This window comes from Microvirga puerhi, from assembly GCF_020089865.1.
Classification (GTDB): Bacteria; Pseudomonadota; Alphaproteobacteria; order Rhizobiales; family Beijerinckiaceae; genus Microvirga; species Microvirga puerhi.
This window is the reverse complement of sequence record NZ_JAIRBM010000024.1, coordinates 1-24,681: the sequence shown is the minus strand read 5'-3', so window position 1 is coordinate 24,681 and position 24,681 is coordinate 1. Positions and strand designations below refer to the sequence as shown.

Here is a 24,681-nt window from a genome sequence, read left to right as displayed (position 1 = left end):
GCGGCGCGGAATCGATCAGCCGGCGAGGTCACTCTGATGTCCGATGCATGGGATGATGATGTCCTGCTAGTTGTGATGCCAGACTCCCTATTCGTCGTGACGAATGGCATCACCAGGAGACATTCCGTGGTCGCCCGATACGGGGTCCTGTCCAGTGCGGACGATGGAAAGATCTTCGACTGGACGCCGTATCATCTGAACCAGCGCGCCTCGGAGATCACGGTGACGAGCTCGGAACGCCCGGTCCTCCATGGCTGGGATGCTTGCTGCGCCGTGAGCCAACTGATCTACTTTTGCAATCGTCGTAGTGACGAACCGCTCCCCTCGATGGTTCGGCTGGTGATCCCTGGATATGAAGTCGAGGAACTTCTTGACGAGCGACCGTGGCCGAAGACCACCGACGGCCTGGTCGTGCCCCCCATCGTTCCCGGTACAGTCATCCTCCCGGAAGACGAGAGCCACATCCTCTCAGCTGGGGAAATGGTGATCGACATCACCGCTTGGGCTCGTGGTGAACCTGGCACGCTTTGGTCCAGGGCGCGTCCGAACGTGGTCCAGGATCAAGCGGCCGAGTCCGTGGTGTTTGGCGACCCCATCGGATCGAGCCTGCCCCATCGCTCACTTGAAGATTGGATTACACAATGTTGCGCATGATCGCAGCAGCCCTACTGGCGGCTTCTTCCCTGGTCGGCCCGGCCAGCGCCGGTGGCGCGGATCTCGGCGGTCCTTCTCTCGCTGGACCTGTCTTCAAGAAAGGGTCTCCTAGCGGCACGAGCGAGCCAGCGGTACCGGGCGGAGGCCCTACGCTGGTTCGGAACCCTGAGGCGAGCCCATCGAGCGCATCAGGCGCTTCGCGCGCACCGGCAGAAGCAAAACCTGTCGATCGCGGTACGTCGAGCGCACCGGGATCTGTCATCCCGACGGGAGGCGCGCAAATGCCTGTCCAAGAGAACAAGGACAAGGGCCTCCAGGTCCCGCCAGCCGGAATTCTACCCAAGCCAGTTGTGAAAACAGCGGGGGTGGATGCGGAGGCGAAAGTTAAGGCAGCTGAAACCACCTCGAGAAGCACTCCGTCAGGACCGGAGGCGAAAGTGTCGCTTCCGCCGAAGGCAGAGGTCACCCCGTCGAAGAAGGATGCCCTAGCGACAACAGCTGCGATTTCGCAGCCCGTCGTAAAAGGAGCTGAAACGACCACCGCGCGAGCACGAGCTCCTGAGCCGGTGGTCGTCGTTGATGCCTTCGTTCCCGATCCGTCGCTGACGATCGTTCCAGAGCTCGACATCTACGATGCGGACAAGGCAGAGGGAAACGTCGTCACCCTTGATGCCCTGCGCAATCCGGACAGTGCCTTCTACAAGTCCCACAGGACCTTTATCGGTGGGGAAGGGCTCCGGGCCTCTATGATCGAGAGCGCGGCCCGCGGCGTTGGTGTTCGTGCTGGTTCAGCTTATGAGAGCCGGCGCATCAATCAATTGTTAGAGAGTCGGTGGGCCGAGGTGTTCGATCGCCGGTTCCAGTTCGACAAGCTTATGGCAGGGGGTGGCCGAGTCATCCCACCCGTCATCACCGAGATCAACAACGTAGAAGAGCGAGCCGGGCCACGCTTCCTCTATCTCACGATTGGTGCCTACGAGATCGTAAAGGATGCCGAGTTGGCGGTTCGCTCTCCGACATGGCGCGACTACCTGTTTCTGCCAGTATCAGATCCAAGGCCACCCGAAGGGCTTGAGGCAGGGGACCGATCCGAGAAGTCGGCCTGGACGGCAGCCGTCGAGGCAGGATGGGAGGAGGGCAGGCGAGAGGCACGCGCCACTTTCGCGCTTCAGCTCAATCGGCTCATTCGCGATTTCACCGGCATGCAGCGATACCACTACTTGGCTCGGCGTGGCGCAATCAGCCTGCCCCAGGTCACAACCACTTCCCAGCGCAGCAGAGTCGAGGCCGGTGGTAACCGAGTCTTCATCGGTGAGAAAACCCTGCGCATCGCTGTGTCACCGAAATTCAGTCGGTAGGGGAGGGCGGTCGAGTGAAGGCTGATCGCTTCCATGCAGACGGAAACTCTATCGGCCCACCGGAGAGGCCGTTGGATGTCGTGAGCTCCGGTTCCTAGCTCCTACCCACGAAAGGACATCTCATGGCGGGCAGTGTGAATAAGGTCATTCTTGTCGGAAATCTCGGAAAGGATCCTGAGATCCGTCGTCTTCATAGCGGAGACCCGGTTGCGAATTTACGTATCGCCACCTCCGAAACTTGGAAAGACAAGGCTTCAGGAGAACGGAAGGAGAAGACCGAATGGCATTCAATCGTCATCTTCAACGAGAATCTGGTGAAAGTCGCCGAGCAATATGTGAAGAAGGGCGCGAAAGTCTATGTCGAAGGGCAACTTCAGACGCGGAAGTGGACCGACCAGGCTGGGAATGATCACTATACGACTGAAGTGATTCTTCAGCGATATCGCGGCGTTTTGACGATTCTGTCGTCAAGGCCCGACGATGATGAGGATCGCTTGAACGAAGACCGAGATGCCCCACCGCCGGCCCCGATGCGCTCATACGAGGACATCAAGAGCGGTCGTTACGAGATCGAAGACGACATTCCGTTCTAAGAGGTTGGTGCTGTGAAGAGAGGTTCCCCAAGGACAAGACTTGTCGACATCATGGCTTTCAGAAACCGGCCGGAACGACGGGACTCGAGAGGCTATGAACAAACAAAGTCCATCACTCTCCCGACCCTGCAATGTTGCTACGGCGGCCAACCCGTCTCTTACAAGGATGGGGAGCTGTTCATTGGCAACGAGAAGGTTGATCGCCAGAGGCTTCATTGAGGGTTTGTGGTGATGCTTCAGTTCACCAACTGGAAGGGCCAGGACCGGTATATCGGCAAAGAGGCCTTCCGTCTTGATCAGAAAGAAGACCTTCAAGAGCTCCTGATCTTTGCCGTTCATCAACGGGCGTCCGATGTCATATTTCAGACTGGACGCCCGGTATTTGCAGAGATCCATGGTCATCTATTCGCACTGACCAGGTTCCAGCTTCAGAACAACGACCTGCACCGAATCTTCCTTTGGATGACAGGCCAGCCGAATGCCGTCGGCCGGCTCGATTCAGGTGAAGAAATCGACGCAGCCTTCAGCATCAACGATCGCAGCCAAACGGACGATTTTGGAGAGCCAGTAAGTCTCCGATTCCGTCTCAATATAACGGCAATGCAGTACCAGGGTGCCGGCGACGGCTACCAGGCTGTTCTCCGTTCGATTCCAAGCACCGCCCCGACCTTTGACGAGATCGGGTTCCCGGCAGACTTGATACCGTACATCGCTCCTTCGCAAGGGGCGGTGCTGATAGCTGGTCCTACAGGATCGGGGAAGACGACTACCTTTGCAGCTTGCATCAGACACGTCCTGGAAGGGCACACAACAATTCGTGGGAACATTCTCACTTATGAGAGCCCCATCGAATATTCCTACGACAACATCGTTTCGCCTGTTGCGACCATCGCGCAGCATCAGATCGGCCAACATATTCCATCATTCGCAGCCGGGGTAAGAAACTCGTTGCGTCGCAAGCCTGGTCTCATCGTGATCGGGGAGATGCGCGACTCCGAGACAATCGAAGCCGCTATGGAGGCGGCGAATACGGGACATCCCGTGTATTCAACTGTTCATGCCAATTCTGTTTCGTTGATCTTCAAGCGCATGATGCTGAAGTTCTCAGCTGATCAGCAGTTTCAAGCCTTTCACGATATCCTCGATACGACAAAGGTCCTCATGAGTCAGACCTTGCAGCCAAAGATCGGCGGTGGCCGTTGCTGCTTACGGGAATGGCTTATCATCACCGACGAGATCGCACGCCAGATCGAATTGGCAGGGCCTGAGAGGCACGTGCGCCTCATTCGTGAGGTCATGGACTCAGACGCTCGGCAGATGCCGATGAACCGTGCTGTTGCATCCGCCGTGAAGGCAGGACTGATCGATGATCCAACCGCCGAGTTCGTGCTTCGCCGTTACGGATATCTCACATGATTCAGATGACCCGCAGGGCCGCTCTTGTCGGTCTAGGCTGCGCTCTTACCTCTTCGCAGGCCTGGGCAGAGCCGGACCAGGCTGAGCTTCGTCTTCGCCGCCCTGCCACGGGTGAATTCCTCGTAATTCGAAATTGGCCGCTCACCGAGGTCGACCACCTGCGAGCAAGCCTCCTGCTCCGCGATGTCAAAGACGCCGGGGAAGCTGTCTGGGTGGATCCGCTCCTCATCGAGACGCTGGCTCGCATTAACGTGCTGGCTGACAGGCTGATCGGATCGGCCACGATCACAATTACATCGGGATATCGGACCATCCGTCATAACTCGGCTGTGGAGGGTGCGGCTCAGAACTCCTTCCACACAAGAGGGCAGGCCGCCGATTACCAGATTGCCGGTATTACGGCTCCGGCATGTGCTCAGCTGGCTGCCATGGTCGGGGCGGGGGGGATCGGGCTCTACGACAGTTTTAACCATGTAGACACGGGTCCCGATCGGACCTGGGATCAGCAATCCAGACGTATTCGATAAGGAGGCGCACATGATAGATTGGCGATGGACATCCCAGCCCCTCAAGTTCTTTGGAATTCACGCATCGATCGTGATTTTCCTGCCGCTTATCATGTTCGCGAGCAAACTCGTGCCGATGAGTGTCATAATTCTGCTTTTGTTCTTCTACTTGATTTTCCTCTATTTGTGCAAAAGGCAAGCGATGTCACCTTTGCAGTATTTGGTGGCCTTAGAGGTTCGCTATATTCGCCGATGCCAATGGACTGTCCGATAAGCTTCGGAGCGTTTCATGGATCTGACAAACGTTTTCTATGACACCCTCTCGACAAGCTTGTTCCGATACAAGGGAGGGCTCGATAAGTTCATCGACAGCTATGTTGCGGCTGCCGCTGTCAAGGATGTGGATGGGTTCCGGCAAGCTTTCCGCTTCGGCAATGGTGGATTCTCGCCAGCATGGTTACTGCCCTGGTTTATCGCACGGGAAACTTCTGCCCTAGCGGCATATCGATTTAATTGGATAGGTCACTATCTTCAGGTTGAGTGCGAACCGGTTTATAAGCGTGAAGATAGTATAGCCTACCTGGACAAAATCCGTATGGTTCCGAGGCAAGAAACCCAGAGGGACATCGGTCGGCATTTTGCCTACCTGTATGTTTCAATCGTGGTGGATGCTGTATGGGACACCCTCGAATCGACAGACACCCTTCGGTTTGCATCCTCTCTTGTGGTGCGATCGCGGGGGGAGAACAAAAGCGAATGAAGAATGGCGATCGATCCTAAGCACCTGAGGAAATATCTGGCCCGAATGGATGTCCAACAGGCTCTCGCTCAGGCGGACATCGAGATCGATACTTCCTTGAGCGACAAAGAGCTGGTCGCCGAGTGGAATTCCAATCTGTCGTTTGTTCTCGACGATTCCTTAAAAGACGCTCTGACCAATCTCAAAGACATTCCAGGCCTCTCCGAACGCGTTGTCAGCCACGGCTACGTTCCCCAGGCTGGGGCCTGGACGATGCCAGCCAATGAAAGAGAAGAGCTCCTGACGATCCTTGAGAAGCGCTTCACAGACCGGCTTAAGCCCCTCGTAGAACGGGCAGAGGAGATCCTGAAGCTGGCAGACAAGTTCAGAAAAGCGCCGGCCAAAGATCGAGAGAAAGTGCTCGGTGAGATCGAAAACTATGATGCCCAGATGGATTATCTGTGGCGCTCGGTCTTTGTCGATGCCAGGCGAGCAGCTCGCAAGGAACTCTCATCCCGCATCGGGCGCGACCACCCAGATGCGAAGCGGCTTTGGGAACAGGCTGAAGCTCGGATGTTCCCGACTGAAGAAATGAAGAGAGCTCAGACTATCTACCGAGAGTTGCAGAAAGAGCTTGAGCAGCAGAATGATGCTGCGAAGAACGATCAGTCCGGTCCTTCGAACAACAATCCCCGAAATTCAATGTAAGCAAAATCAGGCCTGCTTGATAAATTGACAACTCTGAGCAACAATATCACATAAGAGCGCTTATGAGAGGTTGAGTTGTGATTTCCGAGCAGCAGGTCCTTGCCACGATTGTTCAATTCAATTGCCGTGGCCAGCAGCCGACGAGTAGAGATATTGCATCACGCGGTTTCGGTCTTTCCCAACTGCCTGATCCGACAATCCACGATATTCTCGTTCGCATGGTGGTTGATGGGCGCCTGCTGGCCAACGTCGAGTTTTATGATGAGCTCGACGTTGGCGACCCAACAGAGGTCGTCACCTACAGGGTGCCCTCGGAAGCCATCCCTGTGAAACTTGCGGCCGAGTAGCTATTAACGGCCCTTATTGGTATCGATCCATTTCGACAGCTTGATACCATCCTTCAGAGCTGCCTCCGGGATCTTCTTTCCGGTTCGAGCCTCAATCCCCTTCGCAAATTCTATTGCCTTCTCTGACGCAGGCCGTGGACCCTGCTGGGCGTTTTGATCCTTGGGCAGTTGAGCATCGAGGAACGTTTTGCAGACTGAAAAATCAGTGTTGTAGCCCTCTGGCAAAGAGACGTTCTTGGAAGCTGCCATCTTCTGAGCGAGAGCTATCATCTTGTCCGAAGGCGCTCGCGGGCCACCGACGGCCGACTCTACAGGACCATTGCCCGAAGCGATGACGATCTCGACAATTCGACCTGTCGTCCTGACTATCTGATTGACAACTTCCTCAGCTGAGATCTTGCCCTCCAGTACCGCATCGAGCCGCATTTCCATCCGAGCGGTAAAGCCGATATCGACGATAGCCGGTACTTTTTCGCGAAAAAGCAGATAGATATCGAGCGCTTCGGCCGAGGGTACCAAAAAGCCTTTCTCCTTAAGGAGCCAGCCTTGACGGATCAGCCCCTCGACGATCGCCGGCCGCGTGCCCGGCATGCCTATTCCCTCAGCCTTCTTCAAGCGTTCGCGTTCTTCCCCTTCTGGAACGAACTTCCAGGCTTCCTTCATGACCTTCGGTAAATCACCTGGTTTAATTCGAGACGGTGGCTTGGTCATACTTTCAGCAACACCAGAGCCTGTTGCATGGCCCGAAGCACCGTCAGTTAACATGGGCAATGCCGACACCTGGTCATCTTCCTCTGTCTCGCTGTCATCATCAGAGGCCAATGAGGACGGTAAGATAGCCTTCCACCCAGGAGATGTGACCACGCGGCCGGTTGTCTTAAATGTCTCTGCGCCTGATGGTGTCGCCACCGAGATCTTGATCACGGTTTGATCGTAATGATGATCAGGTCCGATTGCCGCAAGATAGGATAGGGCGATCAGATCGAAGAGTTTGCGCTCATCATTGTTGAGCTCTGCATAGATCGTTGCAAACTGATCGGCGACGTTGACATTTGGAATGATGGCGTGGTGCGAGGCACCCCCGTTCCCTGCATCGGAGAAAACCCCTGATTTTCCTTTTCGAATGTTCGGGGACCAGCCGGCTGTCGCAGGATAAAGGCCCTGAAGCACCTTCAGAAGAGGAGCAGCATCGTCGATGAGAGCTTCGGGCAGATAGCGAGATTCCCCACGAGGATATGTGATGATCTTGTGCTTCTCATAGAGTGATTGAGCTACTTCTACTGTCTTCTGAAGATCCAAGCCCACTTTGGATGCCCGCGCTAATAGCGTCGTAATATCCAAGGGGTTTTCGGGCGATTGGATTTTGGCTTCCTTCTTGCAGGAAACTGTTCCCGCCCAGCGCGACACCAATGCTGTCAGCGTATCGGCTTCCGAACGATCGAAGATCCTCTCCCTGCCTGAGAGATCGTGCCGAAGCCGGATGTTATGTCCTTCAGCGTGAATCGTCGCCCATACGCTGTAGTATGGCCTCGAAACAAACTGTCTGATTTCCAGCTCCCGCGCGCAGACGATGCCGAATGTCGGGGTCTTCACTCGCCCTATCCCAACCGGTTTGCCAGGCTTCCAGGTAGATGGTCGCAAGTGCCGAGATCCCACACGAGTGAGCGTCAGATTATAGATCTGATCCGCCTGACGACGAGCCTCGGCCGCCCGAGAAATGTGTGCGTAGTCAGTATTGGGCTTTGCTGAGCGAACAGCTTCCAGGAGCGACTTCTTATCCTCGGCTGTGAACATCGCTCGCAGGACAGGGCCTTTGAACTTGAGGACCTTGAGGATGTCGTCAGCGATAGCCTGCCCCTCGCGATCGCAGTCGGTAGCGATGACAATTGACGACGCAGATTTTGCCGCCTCCCGAATGCGCTGAAGCTTTGAAGACTTTCCACCACTTTTATCTGGCACCTTCGGGTAGAAGCCGTCGGGCGGCACCAGCACGTCGTCGGTCCACGTCTCCCAGGCAGTGTTGACCTCTCCGGGTTCTGCCAATCGGAACAGGTGCCCTTCGGCCGGCAGTATCGTGATGCCCGGTTGCGATCCGAGCGCCGCCATCATGTTCTTTGCCTGAAGCGGCTTTTCGCAAATAATCAGCTTCATGAACTGGTGTCCCTTTGAAGGATAATTTCGCCAAAAACAGATTATATAAAAAATGCGACATTGAAAAAGAATAACATTTCATGCCCTGCATTAGCCTTTTCCTCAATCAGAGCGCGCAGACCCCCTTTATTACCGGGGGCAGGTCCCGCTATCTTCCGCGGCGATGGAGAGGTGAGTTTTGGTGACGACCGAGCCAAAGAAATACAACACGCAGCCACGGACGGCGTTCAGGCGTTTGATGATCGACCACTTTGGCAAGGAAGAGATCAAGGTCGCATGCAGCTACTTCGATATCGGTCGTCAGACCTATTGGGGTTGGGACCAGAAGGGGGGGCCACCACCCCGACTGAAGGGGCGTATCGCTGACTTCCTTGAAAGCAACGGCATCGCCCTCCCGGTCGGTAAGACCGTCGACGACTTTCTTCGAAAGAAGAAGAGGAGCGGCAAGGGGAAGGCCAAGAAAGACGCATCGCCGATTCCCAGAATGGACGAGCGCATCAGGCGCCGGCGAGAGGCCATGAATTCAGCTTTCGCCGCTCACTTCCGACAGGCGCTTGCGACCTTGGGGCCGGACACCTACCACTCGGTACTCGAGATGGAGCGCCCGGACATGAATCTGTCCAATGCAGCTCGATGGGCTTTCGAGCTCGGCGGGGTTCCACCGACGCAATTACCGACCTACGTGCGCGCCCTCTTCAATCACGGCTACTTTCGGACCAAGGAACGAAGCCCGTCGTTCTCCGAAGTGCTGATGATGGCGCAGGCCTGGCGGCTTCCCTCGTCTTCGGAGGACTAATCTCGGACCCCCTCACCACTCCTGGTACAGAGGGACCGTTTGCATGTGTGTTTCTATCGCGTCTTGTACCTTTTTCGTCAGAGGGAGATTTTTCTTCTCTGATGGCCACAGGGCTTTGAATCTCTCGACGGTCTCGGCTGCCGCATCCATGACCAGCTTTTCCGACAGCCTGGCTTTGCCGGCGAGCGAACGCAGCTCGTCGGCCGTCAGCTCATTCATCCGTTTCTTGCGGGCGTATTTCAGTGCTGCCCTCTCATCATCGATATAGGGCACCGTCGAAACGAAATCGTAGGCTGGCGAGAGGTGGGGGTTGCGGCCATCAGGATAGATCAGTGACCAGTTCTTGAGATGCATATCCGCATTCCCGATCAGCGTATTGAAAACTAGGCGTTTTATGAACTCCGCTACGTCTTCATCGTCAGCAGCGATACCAAGAACCTCAGCGATCGAGCGATAGCTGCCCTTATCGTATTTATCCCCAGGGAAGACTCCGAACACTTGTGCAAAGTCTTCAATGTGGATGGCACCCTCAGCGCTACGATCAAAGCGACGAACCACGAACGCTTTGCCCTCAATCGTTTCGATGCCTTTGGGCAGGCCCTCGATGGATTCCAGGTCGACGAGCTGGACTTCCGGTACATTCATGCCGATGCTCTTGGCGAGCGTCATCATGCTGAACTCGTTCTCCGGTACACCACTGTAGTTAGCCGCTGGGAGCTTGACGATCCAGGATCCACCCACGCCTGTTGCAGGGATTGTAAGGCCGCGTCCTCGCCCGTCGGCTTTCACGGCAGAGAACTTCAACTGAACGCCCGCCAGGGAGAAGCGTAGAACGTGCTCTCTACGTTTTTGTTCTTTGGCGTCGGGCTCCTCTCCTCTCGCATTTGGCGGCCAGGCCTCGCCATCGGCAGGACGGACGGTAACGGCACCAGGAAGATCTCGGCCGAGGACCCACAGAAGGTAAAATTCGCGCTGCTCTTTAACACCCGCTTGCTCAGCGAGATATGAGCGCATGTGCCCCTCAGGAAGAAGATTCGAGAAGAAGGGTGGCAGCACGGTTTGAGTGGGCCTCGTCTCTGTGATGAGACTGCCAGATCCAGTGTAGAAAGACAGGCTAAGGGTCGATCGCTCTAAATCGTCTATGTAGGACTGATTGAATGCAAAGATCGCCCGATCACCTTGTAGCAGAGTAAGCGTTGCAATCGGCGTATTGTGCAGGAGAACTTCCAGAACTGACACGTTAGGCATCTTCGTCGTCCTCAAGCGTTGAGGCTGTCCATGATTGAGTGTTCTGGCTCTCCTCAGGCGGTCCTAGAGCGCGGCCGTTAAACTTTAGACCCTGAGCGTATGCCCAATTCGCTGAGGCAGCGGCACGGGCAGCTGAGATACCTAGCACCTCAGATCTGGTCGCTTCTCTTGTCATTCCCTCGACGGCCGGGACGTACTTTCGCGGCACGAACATTGGCTCCAAATCAAGTGCGCGTGCGAGTGCCAACATGCTCGATACCCGTATGTCGGCCGAACCCTGTTCAATCTTTGAGATGTGGCTCTGTGGAACGCCTGATTTGGCACTCAGCTCACGTTGACTCAAACCACGCGCTTCACGTGCCGTCTTTAGGGCCATCAGAAAGGGGCCTATGGAATGGCTCATGATCTATCTCTATATATCACTCTATCCGTATGATATATGAAAATAGATCAACTATTCAAGTGGCTTGATATAGAAAGTTAGATCTAAACTGACTATTGATCTACAAAAATAGATCGCTCAAAAGTTTCACGGGTAAGAAATTAAGCCTCTTCGCGAGCGACAGCCTCAATCTTACTTCGCAGCTCATGAGGAGGCCTCGATCGGCAAAATGGCACGATCCGATCGAGATCCGACTCCGTGGCGGATGAGGTTCGAGCGACAGCAAGATCGTAAGAGATTTGCACGTTCATCCAGAAGACGGGTGCGGTCTGTGGCAGGAAACGGCTCAACCGTAATGCGACATTTGCAGTGATAGGCTTTCGCTCAAGGATGATCTGCTCGAGAGTGGCCCGCCTGATCCGACAGATATGCGCCACCCTCGCGATCGACAGCCCGCTATCCTCAATAATGCCCTTTAGAATGCGTCCCGGATGGAGAGGCAGGACAGTGTAGAGCGTGCCGGCAATGGGCGCACCATCGCTCCCGTCCCGACGGCCGTTGATGTACTCGACCAATTCGGCGTGTGACGGGATGTAAGAGACCGGGGACGGACCTGGCAGTTTTGAGACCATTGCCGTGCTCCTATACGTTCCCGGTAAATTTAGATTCTATCATTTCGGCTTCGTCCGTCCTGAGGCAGCGCGAAGAAATTCAAGGATTGGGGCTTGAGTTTCAAAAAGACGCCCGTGGGACGCCTGCCAGGCCCGATATTGATAGAGAAGCGATTGAATCATGATCATCAGGGCCAGAACGCCTCCTCCGATCAGGGTCAATAGGTTTCCCAAGGAAATCGCGAGGGCCACGGCGAGAGCGGTCAAGCAGATAGCCACGACCTGTAATTGGCGCGCAGACTTCTCCAGTGATGCGACCTGACGAGAAGCGGCCTCTATGACCGGCCCAACATCGACTTCAAAGCCACAGCTGCTGCAGGTGAGGAATGTGGAGGATGTGCTGTCGTCGATTGGCCGCTCGATCACCAGCCCCTTTCCGCAGGACGGGCACCCTCTGGTCTTAGTAAAGGCATCAAGCTTATCGCGTGCCCATTTGTAGGCGCCGCCTGTTTCACCGTGAGGCCTGAGGGGTGATCGGGGAAGGAGAACCTTCTTCCAGAGCGACATGAGCCACTAAACCCCAATAGAATCTCGAAAGGACCGGAGCTCCGAAGAGAATTCGTTCCGCGCAACCGCAACATTATTCACATCGCTAGGATCTTCAATTCCTCTCGCTTCGTAAAGCAGACCGATATCGAACAGCGATATCTGGAATCGAGCCAGGTCGTCCGACCATTCGACGGTCGCGAAGCCGTCGGCTTCAACATCGTCGAGTTCGAAGCGGCCTACGTATCGGCGACCATCAGCTTCGACCGAAACGGAGCGGCGCGCAGCCTGTGCGCGCTCCGCGATGTCAACAAGACGATGCAACAAAGTCGCAGTTCCTCTAAAGACTGGGGGAAGCTCGCGCTTTAAATCCTGGATCACTCTTGGATCGACCGTCATCGCTGTTTCCTTTTTTTCTGGGAAAAATTTCGACTGGATATTGTCTCAAATCGGAAATATGTTCAACAAAAAATAGTACCCTGAAAAATACGACAATCTGTGATCAACCCTATCTGGATGTGGTGCGATGCTACTGAGCGATTGGAAGGCTGAGAAGACGGGCGAGATCGGTAGCCTGGCCGGCTCATCCCTCGCTGCTGTTGTTCTCGTTGCCCTCGGAGCTTCCACGGCTCTTGCCGTAACCGAAGGTGGCGGTGGGGCCAGCGGGACATGCCTTCTAAGGCCGTCCTGGTCAGAGGGTGGTGAATTGGTCACCAGCCCCTACGGCGTCGACAGGACCGGTCGTGCCAGTGCCGGCTTCCACCAGGGTTTGGACATTGTGAATAGCGCTGGGCGTGGCGACCCGATCTACGCCGGCGTCAATGGGAAGGTTCAGCTCGTCAGATCTGGCAGTGGTGGAAACTACGTCGTTACCGAAACGGGAAATCAGCGTTTCATCTACATGCACCTCGACCGCTTCGGGAAAGATGCCGAAGTCGGGAAGTCGATTAATCCCGACTCCGAAGTAGGAAAGATGGGATCGAGCGGGGCCAATGCTGTCCACATTCACCTTGGCATGCTCATGCGTGGGGATGCTCTAAGAGGGAGCGGTACTTCCTCGCGGGTATGGGCATCGAGAGGCGGTAATGGCGGAACGAAAGGCTCTCAACCGCTGACGTCTCAGGAAATATCGAGTGCCGTCCCTGACGCCTGGTACTTCGTCAACCCGGAGCCCTTCCTGCATCATCGCATCAAGTTTAGGCCCGGTGTGCTGAGCGCCTATGGCGGGCAGATGTCGAGACCCGACGGTATGACGCTCCCGAAATCTTGCTCGGTGTCCTCTGACGAGTGGCAGTCGTCACCGTATTCGAGCAATGGCGGCGTCTCACAGAGCGAAGGGATGGGGTCGACTCTCATCGGCGGAGCCGGAACGAGCGACTACGCCACCGATACCGTCAACAATTCAGAACGCAGTTTCTACGCAGACATCGCACGACAGGGCCACGCGGGACTCGAGATGTCGACACAAAAGGCAAGAGCCGGACGGCGAGAGCTCGATGTGGCTCTTGGTCTCTTAATTCTGGGGGAGCTTAAAGGAAAATGACGAACTGGAGAGCAAACATTCAGGCGAAGGCCACCCATACGGTTGAGTGGATCCTGACACTCGCGGTTGTCTTCGCGATGATTTCAGCCGTTGCAATCGCTGTAGGGAAGGTTTTTGCCGCCACCTCAGAGGCTTCATTCCCTCTAAAAGAGGGACGATACGTCCATGCCGGGGAATCGTGCAGCTCTGATGAGGCGCAGCTCATCAGCGCCAAGAAATGGGCTGGCCTCGACTTCACCTGTGAGGTTCGATCGGCTCAGAAACAGGGTCCCAAGGAATGGGACATCGAGCGCAGCTGCTACGACGAAGACGGCTCCGACGAGCCAACGATCGAGCGCATCAAGATCAGAATACAGTCCGATAAGCGCTTTACGATGTCCCTGAAAGGCATGGACGGCAAAAGCCACGACCATCAGATGGCCTGGTGCGGAGCCGTGCGATGAGAACACTTGTTGCCGCAATGGTGATCTGTCTCGCCTGTCCAGCATGGGCAGCAGATCCGGTTAATGCCCCAACCTCAATCGCGCCTATCGTGAAGTACGTTCCCGATCGGAGCCAAGCGGATCTGGAAAAATACAACGACCCGATTCTTCAAAAAGGTGTCGATATATCGGCCATTGAAATCGAGGTTCTGAGACGAAGGCTCTCTCAGGCGGAAGAGCGGGTTGAACTGCTGGAAAAGAACCAGCGCCAAAGCATCTCGGCACTCAATCAAGTGATCGAACAGTTGAACACCGTGATCAAGGCCCAGAAGAAGTGACGTCATGAACGACCTTGGAACGGTGCTGAATAATCTCTCCACGGCCTTCCCTCTGATCGTCCAGCTGATCTTTATCTTGATGGGCCTCTTTGGATTGCTCGTTGGGTATGGGGGACTCAAGGATCTCTATGCCATCGCGAGCGACCCGTATCATGCGCGAGGCGGTGTCGGTCATGGAGAGGCCATTGGTAAAATCGTGCTCGGAGCGGCCCTTATGGTGGCTCCGGTGATCCTGTGGCAATCGGCAAATACCTTTGTCCTTGGAGGGCAGCAGACAGCTAATCTGTTGTCCTATGTCCCGACGCGAGCCGACGGCTACTGCAAGCAGGTTCACTTCTCGATTTCCGCATTCCTTATGATCGTTGGGGCCTCAGGGCTGTTTCACGCGGCTGCGATCATGTGGGGCATGGCTAACGGGACAAGGAATGTCGGGACAGGGCAGGCCATTACGTACTTCGTTGGCGGCACGCTGTGCTTCTTCATCAATGATGCGGCCAAAATCATCGGGAACACGATCGGATTCGGAGTGGGGTTCGATCAGCTGTGCCAGATCATGTAGGTCTGAATTCAGGAGTTTTACAATGCAGGTAGCAGAACATCCAAAGAGAGTTGGGTCCATCGATCTACGAATTGGCGAAAGGATCAAGCAGGCCCGCCTCGTACAGGACAAATCTCAGGAGTGGCTGGCAGGCCGGCTTGGTGTCTCATTCCAGCAGATCCAGAAATACGAGAAGGGAGCGAACAGGGTCTCGGCAGGCCGGCTGATGCTGATTGCCGAGGAGCTGAAGTGCTCTCTCTCCTGGTTTTTCGGGGGAGAGCCATTTCCAAATGACATCCCAACCGTCGATGTGGTGTTGGCCTCGAAACTGGCGAAGCTACCTCCAAAACACCGCGCGGCGATCGAAAATCTAGTCGATGTCCTTGGAGCTGAAGTACAATGAAACCGCAAGGCATGATCGCCATTCTGACCGACAGCGATGGTCGTGTTCAAGCCACTAAAGCCGATTTCGATCATCAGAGCTACGGCGGTCTCAAATTGCGCGAAGCCCAGCTCAATAGAGCCCGCGACGGCCTGGGCATGGAGTTTATCAGGCGAGTAGCTAGCCATGCCGTATTTCGCAATATCGACCACTTCGAAGCCAACCAGATCATTGACCGCTTGGTCGTAAGAGAAGGCTGGAAAGTCACAACCGAAGGGGTAGGCTATGACGAATAAGCTGTCCTCAAAGTAGAAGTAAGTCATGACAAAACCCCCGCGAACGAAGGGTGGCGATGCGGTCATGAACAGCCGCATTAGCTCCCTAAATGATCTCGATGATTTTCCTACACCCCCGTGGGGAACACGTTCCCTTTTTGAACACGTGCTCTCCCTTGAGGCGCGTGACGAAATTCGAAAAGGGCTTGTGCATGAGCCATCCTGCGGACGCTGTATCATGTCCGACGTGCTTGCAGAGTACGCCGGCGAGGTCGTTTGTAGCGATATTGCAAACTACGGATTTGGAGCCATACAGGCAGATTATCTTACAATGCCGTCCCTGCCTCAAAGGCCGTCTTGGGTTATCTTCAATCCACCCTTCAAGTCCGCTCTTCAATTTACATTAAAGGCACTTGAGGAAGCCGAATCTGGCGTTGCCGTACTTGCACGGTCGAATTGGAAGGAAGGGCAAAAACGTTACAAGAGACTCTTCCGCGATTGCCCTCCCACTCTCGTTGCTCAATTCGTGGAACGCTTGCCCATGGTTCGCGGACGCTGGAATCCGAATGCTGAGACAGCAACGAGCTACAGCTGGTTTGTTTGGGAGAAAAGTAGGTTTTCTGATCGATCAGTTTCCGAGAGTAATACCTATTCTGGAAGTTCGAAAGCTATCTGGATTCCCCCCGGTCAACGACAAGCACTCACGAGGCCGGATGACATCACACGCTTCGCCTGGCGCATCGCTCCACCAGCAGCGTCAGGTCCTGTAATCGAAACGGATCAGCTTGGTTTCGACACAATATGGTTGGGATGCGGGAACGTTCCCACCATCGCTCACATCCCCACGGCAGGAATGTGATAAGGTTTGGAACGTAGATTATGCGCCCAGAATTAAGGCTCGGCGTTCCTACCTGGGAGAATCAACATGGGCGTTGATCTGAAATTGTTGCCGCTGCTTAGCCCCGGCACCTGGGCCGCCCATGATGGGATCGGTCTGGAACGGAGGGATGAATTCTGGCCCAAGATTGAGGCACTTGAGCAAGCGGAGATTCCTGAGCCTTTGCGCTGCTACCATGCCAGAACGTCTGATGACGCGGAAGGTTATGGCAGGTTGGAAAAGACGCCATTCGGCACCCGCTTAACATGGACCACTGCAGCGCGCCTCATGACTTTGGCGAGCGAGCATGAGGTGAAAGATAACTGGAAGAACCGAGCGGCTTGGGCCTACCTCGCACAGATGCCGCCAGAGCATCCCATCGTTCTCTACTGGCACTAAGTCTGTCATTTCCTAAACTGGACCATCAATCGATGGCTGCAAACACCGCGATAGAGTGGACGAAGCACACATTTAATCCCTGGTGGGGATGCACGAAGGTCGGCCCAGGCTGCGATCGATGCTATGCCGAGACATTCGACAGGCGCGTTGGCGGGGATCATTGGGGAGCAGGAATGCCGCGCCGGCTGGTCAAGGATTGGTCAAAGCCGCGTCAGTGGAACCGTGAAGCCGCGAAGACAGGCGAGCGCTCTTGGGTATTCTGCGCATCCATGGCTGACATATTTGACAACGAAGTGCCGGATGAATGGCGTGAACGCCTTTGGGCGCTGGTGCGTGAGTGCCGAAACCTCAATTGGCAGTTCGTTACCAAGCGCGTCGGCAACGTCAAGAAGATGCTGCCGATCGATTGGGAGCTCAACTTCCGGCATTGCGGGCTCATCGCGACAGTGGTGAATCAGGATGAAGCCGACAGGGATATTAGCAAGCTGACATCTCTCAAGCCGACTGTTGCATGGATCGGACTGTCCATTGAGCCGCAGATCGGACCAATCGACCTATCCCCATGGATTGATAGCCTCGATTGGATCATCACAGGCGGCGAGAGCGGACATGGAGCTCGTCCCTTCAATCCCCATTGGGCATTGAGCCTGATCGAGCAAGGACGCAGGGCAATGGTACCGGTTTTCGTGAAGCAGATGGGAGCGAATCCCATCGACCTCAAGCTGATCGACCGTAAGGGCGGAAATTGGGACGAATGGCCTGATGCTTTGGCGGTGCGCCAGATGCCGCGCGTGTCATTTCCGACTGATCTTCCACTTTGACCTTACAGAAGGTTCAGTTTGAAGCGGCCCGCTGATCTGCTGCCGCCTCGATTTTGGCAGAAAGCTGCCGCTTTACCCGCCTGGTCGGCCCGGTCGTCTTCTGATCGGGAAGATAGTACCTCATGTAAGAGGAGGCCGTTTCGATATCCTTTTCGGTATGTCCGAGGATATCCGCAAAGTATGCTGACTTTGTCTTGGATTTCGGCCGGAAGAAGTTATCTGCCACCTCCGCATAGAACGAACGAATGTTGTTCGACTTGAGGATCTTTGCATCCGAGATATGCTTTGTGTCGTCAGGCTGAGGTTTCGGCCATAGATCCTCAAATATTTCATCACGTAGATTAGGCCACAAGCATTGCGGATTCTGCTTAATGAGCAAGTCCGCTTTAAATTCAGCATGACTCATTTTCTGCCAAACCTGGCCTGGTTCACTATACCGAAGCGCCTTCCATCCGAAGATGACATCCCTTGCCTTCGTGAGAACAGGAATCGCGAACTGCTTGTCGAAAGCTGTCCCATCCCGACCGCGAGTCTTGGCTTGGCCGGAGAAGAGTACATGCCAATTATCGAATCCACGCCCAACCTTGGTGGAGGTTACAGACCCGGCCGAAGCATCAAGCGATAGAGGCTCTATCTCGCCCTGGCAGAAGACTTCGAACGGTCGCCGACCCGTCAGGAAACCGAGCGCGAGGCCGATCTGGACTGCGCGATAGCGATCGATCGTTTCGGCCACTTTCTTTGCGTCGAGGTCGAGCGATGCCCACGTCCCTGGTGCCTTCGGCAACAGGTCCTCTGCGCGCGATCGAATAGCATCCCACTGAGGAATTGCTACAAGATCGTGATGCTGTTCAATAACCCGATCTCGATATGCCGTCGTCACGCTTTTCTGCATGTCCACTGGCGGGGTTACGAGCGCTAGCAGCGCCTCGTCATCCACACCCTTCTCCCTCAGAGCATTCCGATAAGCGGAGGTTGTCGTCAGGATGGTGGTTTCTTTCAGCGTGGCGATCATTTCAGCCATTTCGGCATCCCAGAGCGAGCGCACCGTGTTCTCGAGTGCAGCTTTCGCCCTGGTATTGGCTTTGCCAGGCTTTTTTGGTGCAGCTTCGTCGATAGCCTCTGAGACAGCCTCTGCGAAACGTTCGATTCGATCAGCGCGGGTTTTCTTGCGCCCGCCATAGGCGCGAGGTTCATAGGTGCGGAGTGGGTCAGATGACACTCGATCCATTGCCCTGATTACGGCAAGGGCCGGATGATCCTTTCCCAGCGCAGTCTTCACCGCGTTACGATAGTGGGAGATATAAACTGTCCGAGTCGTGATCGCTCGATTTGCGAGGGACAGCCATTCAATCGCCCAGAGCGCACCGACACGTTCGGGTTCAGCACGAAGCCTTTCGACGAAAGATTCGATTTGGGCTTGAATTGTAGAAGGGCGTCCAATTTTGGCTCGCGGTGCCATAATCACTCTCTGGCCGTTTGACTTTAATTAAATTATCTGACTATCCTTGGCAGCGCAAGTGCAGTTTATTTAAACTCTGGTTGCGAGGCGCCAATGTCGCTGAAAATCACCGATGTAGAGCAGTCCGAAACTGCTGAAGATCCCTTGGTGCTCGTTGCAGATTGGATCCGAGCCTGGCTTGGAAGATCTCAGGAGGTCGGCGCTGCTACCGACAAGGATATGGGAGAACTCCTCCTGAAATATATTGATGAGCTTCGGTCATCTCCCTGATACCCTGACACATACTAGTGGTTAGAGCCATGAATCCGGAACGAGTGCGTCACCATCCCGCCATTCGGCAATAGGCACGACGCCAACAAGTTCTCCCCAAACGTCAGCGCCGGCATGGTCGAGTACAATTGCCTGCAACTGGCCCTTCGCCAGAACGATCTCGTCCGCGATGGCTGAGAACACTCCCCGGACGGCAGCAATGTCCTGATTGCGCGTTCGACCCGGTGCGTCCCGGCCCGGTTTGTCAAATCCCGACGGGAAGTAGACTTGGCTTGGTTGGTCGTAAACCAGGAAGCCCGGAACACAATGATCGGGAAGCTCCCGGAAGAAACGCTGGAGCGACAGCGTTACCGCGACGTGATAGGCGAGCCAGTTTGCACCACTGCCGATTTCCCATAGGTAGTCCTTGCGGTCGGGATGCACGACGCGCACAGTCAGGTCATCAATCAAGACCTCAATCGGTGCGTTTGGCCACTCCCCATCCAACTTAGGAAGGATAGAGGCCGCGATTTTCGCAACGTACAGAAGCGCGTTGTCGGTCCGCCTACGCACCTGCTGCTCGGAATAAATTGCCCTTTGCTCGTCGATCAGTCCCTGTAGACGACCAATTTCTTCCGCCTGCGCGCCACCGTCCTCTGCGCGCTCGAACGTTTCGAGCGCCTGTTCCAGGCGGCCAAGGAAACGCTCGACCCTGTCTCTTCGGTAGGTTGCTTCCCTGACCTCGTCAGATCGGCGTTCAAGGATCGTGATCTCTTGGCGAACGGCGACCAACTCTTTCGTCGCGACGTCCAGGTCCGACCTGATCCGTAGACGTTCATTGTCGAAGGTGTCGGACAGGCTCGGTTGTGTACGCAACTGGATTTCGATCCCCGCCAGGGCCTGCACGAGCGCGTCGATTTTCTCGCGGCCATCCGCAAGCGCCGCTATCGGGTCATTGGCAGCTTCCGTCCTAGACTTGAGCCATTCCGCGATGTCCAGCCGGTCCTTCTGGATTCGAATAGCGCCACCGTACTTTCTGCTACTCTCGACAAGGCGTTCCACTTCTCCAAGGTGTTGCCGGAGGACGGAAAGCCTCGCAGCGGTTTCAGATTCTCGGTTTTGCAGAAGCTCGAGCTGACGCAGCGAGGGCTCGATTGTGTCAACAGTCGCGAATGATGTTCGAGTGTCGGCGCGCGTAGCCTCACGGAGGAGATCGATCGTTCGGTTAGGGTCATCTTCGGGTATCGCCGTTCCTTGCGGCAGAAGCCCGAGTTCTAGCGCCTGTCTAATCCAACCGCTGGTTTCTGCCTGCCATGCCCGGACTGCTTTCTTGACCGTAGACAAAGCGGTTTCTGTTTGCCGAAGAAGACGCTGCAGACGATCGATCTCCCAACGCGCAGCAACCATTTCCGGCGTCAAAGCGCCCAAAACATAAGGGAATATGGCCTTTAGTTTTTCTCGGTGTTCAGTCGTGTCGGCTCCAAAATACAGAGCCAGCGGATTCGCGACGATATACTGGGGCTGAAAGTTGAAAGCCATCAGGTCGCGAAAGCTTACGCGACTTTGATAGGCCACATCGGCATCCGGATTGATACGGAGTCGCGAAAGACCGGACAGTTCTCCGAGCTTCCGCTTCACGATGTCCGCCGTCGTGTTCTTTTCTATGATCCGATCAGGAATGTCGATTTCATCGCCTTCGAGGAGATACATGTCCCCCGTCTGCTTTGCTTCGCCCGGCTCCCGTCTTGCTAAGAGCTTTTTTCCCTCAAGGGTATCAACGACGATGCCAAACCACTCGCATGTCTTTCGTATAGTCCCCACCGGGATGCTGCATTTTCCCGATGCCAGGCAGTAGTCAATGATCGGAATGACCGCTGATTTTCCGGTTTTCGATGCGCCCGTGATGACGTTCACCATCCCGGGTTCGAAATTTAGGACACGCGGTCGATGATTAGCCTTGGGCCAGAGGATCAAACTCAAAATCTGAAAATGCATGTCTAGGGTTCTACCCACAAAAGTGCGAAGGCCTGATCGAGCGTCAGCCTGCCGAACCAGTGACCGAGCTTGTCCGCTCCGGCGGCGTGATACTTCAACCGTTCGGGCGGTTTTGGAGGACGCGCTTCGTTACTCCGGAGCCTGCCTGTATCGTAGGAGAGGTGCATGAGTCCGCTGGAAATAGCCGCCCCCACTGAGGACAGCGTCAGCTCTCGCATCTTCAGGGCGCGCTCCTGTACTGAGATCAGAAGCTCGCGCTCCTCGGCCAGCTTTTTCGTGAATTGTGAAAGGCCGGAAGAATCGTAGGTGGACCGGATTCGGTCGAGCGTGGGCGCATGGTAAAGTAGCGGAAGCACTACAAAGAATGAGTGGAACTGAGCAGCCTCGACCAGCCGCTCTTCCTGATACGATTTCCCAAACCGCCACAAAAGCAGTGCTCCCAGCGCAGGGTTCTGGACTAGCGCCACCGTCGAGAGAGTGGTGGTGATCATGCTGCCTCTGGGGGGAACAAGGACTTATGATCCGGATGCCAACCGACCCTACGGTCGTCGGCAAGGCAGTTATATTCTCCAGCAACGAAGTAGCTGGGAAGGGTCTGCCCCTCCAATGGCATCTTCAAGTCAGCGCACCTACGATAAAGCTGCCGCCCCCATCGCGGCGGGTCCAGATGCCCATGAGTGTCCGCAAGCTCGTCAGAGGTCATAGTATGATGGCGAACGAGCGACTGGTCGAGCTCATCGAGACTGCTGTCGACGATATTCCCTATGTCCGCCCAAGCGACCTTATCGGCCATCGTTCGAAGAAAGTCGCTAACTGCCGTTGTCAGGAGCGTATCCGAAGCCTCGACGGCCGCAAGTTGGCGCACGAAAGTTGGCTGCCTGCTGAGAAGATCGGCAATCTGGTTCTGCGCCGGCTCGCCCGCGGCCGGGACAAGAAGTTTCGAGAAATCGTGTTTTCTGATGAACGCTCTTAGCTTTCCCCGAAACGCGACCGCGTCCAGGATCGGTGCCTTCTTCTTGCGAATTAGGCTCTCGACGTCAGTCTTAGCCATTCCTATTGCGGCAGCACAGAACTGATCCAAGCTTTCTTCGGGGAGTGTCACGAGGAGTTTTTTCCGGATCGCGTCGATTGGATCTTTCTCGGTACGCAATTCAAAGAGCCTAATCACCTTGAGGCAAACTTCGTCGCCGGCGTCGAGAAATTTTGTTATCAGCGGCTCCACGCCGACGCCCTTCTTCCCCTTGAAGGTTTTCGTCTTGAATTTCTTGAGTAGCAGTGCCGCTTTGTCAGCATCGTTGGCGTCATGCAAATCGCGAACGAGATCGCCGATCTTCAAGGGCGTGACGTAGTATCGGAACACAATCGCAGAATTGAAGAGCGATGTGGGCAGTGACGCCCAATTCGATAAGGTCTTCCACAGCTCTGCTGATCGGTCCGAAGCGGGATTACCAGACAACGCACTTTTGGACTGCTCGAAAATCAGCCCGCCGGACGCATCGTGGATCGCGATGTCATCAAGCTGCTCAAGCGACACCCGACAACCATTTGCGACACTCATCAAATAGTAGCAAAGCCGAACCGGCTGAAGGCCGTATCCAAGATATTGCCCTGGCACTGAAGTTTTGAGTTTTGGATATTCGTCCAATGACATCGTACCCCGGAAAGATTCGTCGCCGAGACACGCTAACTAAAAGCTTTAGTTGCACAAGACGCGCTTGAAGTAACTAACATCCTTTTCAAGTGCGGGCGTCAAATATACGAATTCACACCACCGCTTGATGCAGCAAAAACGAATGGCAGCTAGCTCGCCCATCATTCCGAAGACCGGACAGACCGCTGCCGGCCCCATTCACGACCTTCGATAGAGTTGCAGGAAGGTCAACTACTGGCACGAAGCTGCCGTTCACCCAACTTCCGCTTTGAGTTGGAGCTGGGCATCGCGGGTCGGGTACCAAGTGTTAGATTTTAACCACTAGGATCCTTGCCGAAGTGGTTCGAGATCCGTGTTTCGTCACTCTCCTGCGATCGGCTCAAAGTATTTTGAGTCGGGAAGTCCATCGCTCTCATCGAAGACGTTTGTAATTTGATCTTCGATACTGATGATAAATGCCCAGCCCTATTTTGGGCCATAATAATGTATCCAGCAAATTTCTCCCACTGCTCCTACAGGAAACGTGCGCTCCTCATCTTCCTCATCGCAGCCTATGGTTTTCACAAGCATCCTCACCTTCTGGCCTTTAGTGAAGCCAAACATTTCTAATACTTCGTCATAGAGTTTCGGGTTGTTCATTTGTGTACCTTTTACATCCAGATTAAGCAGAAAGTACTGACCCAGGCGGCTAGGCCGACGAAAGCGATTGTGATCGCGGTGAGGTCGAGCGTTCCTTTACCTTGGGTGTCGGTCTGAGGGGCCATGGCTTATTTGTCCTCTTTGACTTGGAAATCCTTGACGATTCCGCTGAATGCGTTGCATTCGGAACACGAAGCTGGAGACTCGGGGCACCATTCGTGGTCGCTGTCGGGGTCGGTTCCTTCAGGAGTGAGAGCGGCCCAGGCGGTGAGCTTGATGCGGATGCCGTGATCGAAGCCGCATTGTGGACATCTGAGGCCCCATATGGCCGTTACTGATTGCTCATCGAGCTCGTCGACGGGCTTTGGGGCCTCCGGAAGGCTCTTTGCCGGGGGTGTTCTCTCCGATGCCCGTGCAGCGAGGGCGGATGCGTGTCTGAGAGCGCCTTCGGCTGATTTATGGGCTTTGTGGGCCTTGAGGGCGGCGCGTGGAGCGCCGGCGTGTCTGAGGAGTGCTGTGGCGTCTCGGAGGAGCTGGCAGGCCAGTTTGATGCGCTGTGCATCGTCGTGGGTTGGGGCTGGATCTGAGGCGGCTCGCCGGCGCGGCGGTGTCGGGGTTCGGGAGCGGCTTTGATGGCAGAGAGCACCGCAATGCGGGCACTCGCCATCGGGGACACGTTCACCGGGAGCGATGCGCCGTTCGAGATCCGCGACGGGCAGGAGTTCGGTTTCAGCGAGGGCAGCGCCGCAATTGGAGCAGGCGAAGCGAGGCGAGAGATCGAGCACGAGAAAAGCCTTTCGATACAACGCACTATCTATTTAATTAAACTACAGCAAGCATAGCAGAAGGCAAGCACAATTAAATTAAACAGGCAGACAATTTAACAAAAATGCACAATCCACAGATTTTAATTAAATAGAATGACCAAAGTAAAGTCAAAGTATATCTGCAAGATCTAGCGAAGTAGAAAGTAAGTATAGATCAGCACAAACAAGTATTATTTAATTAAATCAAGTAATCATAGAGTGTGACAAAAAC

Annotated in this window: 31 protein-coding genes; 21 read left to right on the top strand and 10 right to left on the bottom strand. The window is 55.1% G+C overall.

The features are described from left to right. Positions 1-126: 126 nt before the first annotated feature. The 9 genes from K9B37_RS21920 to K9B37_RS21880 all read left to right on the top strand — a co-directional run bounded on the left by K9B37_RS21920 (position 127) and on the right by K9B37_RS21880 (position 6,321). Positions 127-654: a hypothetical protein gene (locus K9B37_RS21920; protein WP_224315672.1), complete on the top strand. Its 528-nt coding sequence runs from the start codon at positions 127-129 to the stop codon at positions 652-654. Next, positions 642-2,012 carry a type IV secretory system conjugative DNA transfer family protein gene (locus K9B37_RS21915; RefSeq protein ID WP_224315671.1) on the top strand — a complete coding sequence of 457 codons (1,371 nt, stop codon included), beginning with the start codon at positions 642-644 and terminating at the stop codon, positions 2,010-2,012. Before K9B37_RS21920 ends, K9B37_RS21915 begins: the two co-directional genes overlap by 13 nt. 122 nt (positions 2,013-2,134) lie before the next feature. Continuing rightward, entirely contained in the window at positions 2,135-2,605 is a 471-nt protein-coding gene (ssb, locus tag K9B37_RS21910) for a single-stranded DNA-binding protein (protein WP_224315670.1), read from the top strand. 231 nt (positions 2,606-2,836) lie between these two features. Continuing rightward, positions 2,837-4,021 (top strand): type IV pilus twitching motility protein PilT, encoded by a 1,185-nt coding sequence (locus K9B37_RS21905; protein ID WP_224315669.1) that lies wholly within the window; start codon positions 2,837-2,839, stop codon positions 4,019-4,021. Beyond that, positions 4,018-4,548: a YcbK family protein gene (locus K9B37_RS21900; RefSeq protein WP_224315668.1), complete on the top strand. Its 531-nt coding sequence runs from the start codon at positions 4,018-4,020 to the stop codon at positions 4,546-4,548. Before K9B37_RS21905 ends, K9B37_RS21900 begins: the two co-directional genes overlap by 4 nt. 24 nt (positions 4,549-4,572) lie before the next feature. Further along, positions 4,573-4,842 (top strand): hypothetical protein, encoded by a 270-nt coding sequence (locus K9B37_RS21895; protein WP_224315667.1) that lies wholly within the window; start codon positions 4,573-4,575, stop codon positions 4,840-4,842. Further along, positions 4,817-5,287: a hypothetical protein gene (locus K9B37_RS21890; RefSeq protein ID WP_224315666.1), complete on the top strand. Its 471-nt coding sequence runs from the start codon at positions 4,817-4,819 to the stop codon at positions 5,285-5,287. Before K9B37_RS21895 ends, K9B37_RS21890 begins: the two co-directional genes overlap by 26 nt. 96 nt (positions 5,288-5,383) lie before the next feature. After that, a complete protein-coding gene (locus tag K9B37_RS21885; protein WP_224315665.1) occupies positions 5,384-5,974 on the top strand; it encodes a hypothetical protein in 591 nt (196 codons plus the stop codon). Positions 5,975-6,051: 77 nt separating this feature from the next. After that, on the top strand, positions 6,052-6,321 hold the full coding sequence (locus K9B37_RS21880) for a hypothetical protein (protein WP_224315664.1): 270 nt from the start codon (positions 6,052-6,054) through the stop codon (positions 6,319-6,321). 3 nt (positions 6,322-6,324) lie between these two features. On the opposite strand, the gene K9B37_RS21875 is transcribed toward K9B37_RS21880, so the two are convergent. Further along, a complete protein-coding gene (locus tag K9B37_RS21875) occupies positions 6,325-8,472 on the bottom strand; it encodes a type IA DNA topoisomerase (RefSeq protein ID WP_224315663.1) in 2,148 nt (715 codons plus the stop codon). A 181-nt stretch (positions 8,473-8,653) separates the two neighbouring features. Here K9B37_RS21875 and K9B37_RS21870 point away from each other — a divergent pair, with 181 nt between their 5' ends. Beyond that, a complete protein-coding gene (locus K9B37_RS21870) occupies positions 8,654-9,268 on the top strand; it encodes a hypothetical protein (RefSeq protein ID WP_224315662.1) in 615 nt (204 codons plus the stop codon). 12 nt (positions 9,269-9,280) lie between these two features. On the opposite strand, the gene K9B37_RS21865 is transcribed toward K9B37_RS21870, so the two are convergent. The 5 genes from K9B37_RS21865 to K9B37_RS21845 all read right to left on the bottom strand — a co-directional run bounded on the left by K9B37_RS21865 (position 9,281) and on the right by K9B37_RS21845 (position 12,454). Next, on the bottom strand, positions 9,281-10,516 hold the full coding sequence (locus K9B37_RS21865; RefSeq protein WP_224315661.1) for a type II toxin-antitoxin system HipA family toxin: 1,236 nt from the start codon (positions 10,514-10,516) through the stop codon (positions 9,281-9,283). Then, positions 10,509-10,892 carry a helix-turn-helix domain-containing protein gene (locus tag K9B37_RS25000; RefSeq protein WP_224315715.1) on the bottom strand — a complete coding sequence of 128 codons (384 nt, stop codon included), beginning with the start codon at positions 10,890-10,892 and terminating at the stop codon, positions 10,509-10,511. The genes K9B37_RS21865 and K9B37_RS25000 overlap by 8 nt, the downstream gene beginning before the upstream one ends. A 167-nt stretch (positions 10,893-11,059) precedes the next feature. Continuing rightward, positions 11,060-11,530, bottom strand: coding sequence for a HigA family addiction module antitoxin (locus K9B37_RS21855; protein WP_224315660.1), 471 nt, complete (start codon positions 11,528-11,530; stop codon positions 11,060-11,062). Positions 11,531-11,569: 39 nt separating this feature from the next. After that, a complete protein-coding gene (locus K9B37_RS21850; protein WP_224315659.1) occupies positions 11,570-11,935 on the bottom strand; it encodes a hypothetical protein in 366 nt (121 codons plus the stop codon). 147 nt (positions 11,936-12,082) lie between these two features. Next, positions 12,083-12,454, bottom strand: coding sequence for a hypothetical protein (locus tag K9B37_RS21845; RefSeq protein WP_224315658.1), 372 nt, complete (start codon positions 12,452-12,454; stop codon positions 12,083-12,085). A 127-nt stretch (positions 12,455-12,581) separates the two neighbouring features. Here K9B37_RS21845 and K9B37_RS21840 point away from each other — a divergent pair, with 127 nt between their 5' ends. The 9 genes from K9B37_RS21840 to K9B37_RS21800 all read left to right on the top strand — a co-directional run bounded on the left by K9B37_RS21840 (position 12,582) and on the right by K9B37_RS21800 (position 17,650). After that, positions 12,582-13,598 carry a M23 family metallopeptidase gene (locus K9B37_RS21840; RefSeq protein WP_224315657.1) on the top strand — a complete coding sequence of 339 codons (1,017 nt, stop codon included), beginning with the start codon at positions 12,582-12,584 and terminating at the stop codon, positions 13,596-13,598. Beyond that, entirely contained in the window at positions 13,595-14,041 is a 447-nt protein-coding gene (locus tag K9B37_RS21835; protein ID WP_224315656.1) for a hypothetical protein, read from the top strand. The genes K9B37_RS21840 and K9B37_RS21835 overlap by 4 nt, the downstream gene beginning before the upstream one ends. After that, positions 14,038-14,358, top strand: a complete 321-nt coding sequence (locus K9B37_RS21830) for a hypothetical protein (RefSeq protein ID WP_224315655.1) — start codon at positions 14,038-14,040, stop codon at positions 14,356-14,358. The genes K9B37_RS21835 and K9B37_RS21830 overlap by 4 nt, the downstream gene beginning before the upstream one ends. A gap of 4 nt (positions 14,359-14,362) precedes the next feature. Next, positions 14,363-14,917 (top strand): hypothetical protein, encoded by a 555-nt coding sequence (locus tag K9B37_RS21825; RefSeq protein WP_224315654.1) that lies wholly within the window; start codon positions 14,363-14,365, stop codon positions 14,915-14,917. 22 nt (positions 14,918-14,939) lie between these two features. After that, positions 14,940-15,299 carry a helix-turn-helix domain-containing protein gene (locus K9B37_RS21820; RefSeq protein WP_224315653.1) on the top strand — a complete coding sequence of 120 codons (360 nt, stop codon included), beginning with the start codon at positions 14,940-14,942 and terminating at the stop codon, positions 15,297-15,299. Continuing rightward, positions 15,296-15,574 carry a hypothetical protein gene (locus tag K9B37_RS21815; protein ID WP_224315652.1) on the top strand — a complete coding sequence of 93 codons (279 nt, stop codon included), beginning with the start codon at positions 15,296-15,298 and terminating at the stop codon, positions 15,572-15,574. The genes K9B37_RS21820 and K9B37_RS21815 overlap by 4 nt, the downstream gene beginning before the upstream one ends. A gap of 64 nt (positions 15,575-15,638) precedes the next feature. Further along, complete coding sequence (locus K9B37_RS21810; protein ID WP_224315651.1) at positions 15,639-16,412, top strand: hypothetical protein; 774 nt, start codon at positions 15,639-15,641, stop codon at positions 16,410-16,412. Between the two features lie 66 nt (positions 16,413-16,478). Next, positions 16,479-16,829, top strand: coding sequence for a hypothetical protein (locus K9B37_RS21805; RefSeq protein WP_224315650.1), 351 nt, complete (start codon positions 16,479-16,481; stop codon positions 16,827-16,829). Positions 16,830-16,861: 32 nt separating this feature from the next. Next, entirely contained in the window at positions 16,862-17,650 is a 789-nt protein-coding gene (locus K9B37_RS21800; RefSeq protein WP_224315649.1) for a DUF5131 family protein, read from the top strand. A 13-nt stretch (positions 17,651-17,663) separates the two neighbouring features. On the opposite strand, the gene K9B37_RS21795 is transcribed toward K9B37_RS21800, so the two are convergent. Then, on the bottom strand, positions 17,664-19,109 hold the full coding sequence (locus K9B37_RS21795; protein ID WP_224315648.1) for a protelomerase family protein: 1,446 nt from the start codon (positions 19,107-19,109) through the stop codon (positions 17,664-17,666). Between the two features lie 93 nt (positions 19,110-19,202). Between K9B37_RS21795 and K9B37_RS21790 the strand changes: the two genes are divergently transcribed. After that, positions 19,203-19,379, top strand: coding sequence for a hypothetical protein (locus K9B37_RS21790; RefSeq protein WP_224315647.1), 177 nt, complete (start codon positions 19,203-19,205; stop codon positions 19,377-19,379). A 21-nt stretch (positions 19,380-19,400) separates the two neighbouring features. On the opposite strand, the gene K9B37_RS21785 is transcribed toward K9B37_RS21790, so the two are convergent. From K9B37_RS21785 to K9B37_RS21775, 3 genes are read right to left on the bottom strand one after another with little or no spacing between them, the layout of a single operon-like run. Further along, positions 19,401-21,353, bottom strand: a complete 1,953-nt coding sequence (locus K9B37_RS21785; RefSeq protein ID WP_224315646.1) for a DUF3732 domain-containing protein — start codon at positions 21,351-21,353, stop codon at positions 19,401-19,403. A gap of 2 nt (positions 21,354-21,355) precedes the next feature. Further along, complete coding sequence (locus K9B37_RS21780; RefSeq protein ID WP_224315645.1) at positions 21,356-21,844, bottom strand: three component ABC system middle component; 489 nt, start codon at positions 21,842-21,844, stop codon at positions 21,356-21,358. Beyond that, positions 21,841-23,004 carry an ABC-three component system protein gene (locus K9B37_RS21775; RefSeq protein ID WP_224315644.1) on the bottom strand — a complete coding sequence of 388 codons (1,164 nt, stop codon included), beginning with the start codon at positions 23,002-23,004 and terminating at the stop codon, positions 21,841-21,843. Before K9B37_RS21775 ends, K9B37_RS21780 begins: the two co-directional genes overlap by 4 nt. Before the next feature lie 1,271 nt (positions 23,005-24,275). Here K9B37_RS21775 and K9B37_RS21770 point away from each other — a divergent pair. Beyond that, complete coding sequence (locus K9B37_RS21770) at positions 24,276-24,485, top strand: hypothetical protein (RefSeq protein ID WP_224315643.1); 210 nt, start codon at positions 24,276-24,278, stop codon at positions 24,483-24,485. Positions 24,486-24,681: the final 196 nt, after the last annotated feature.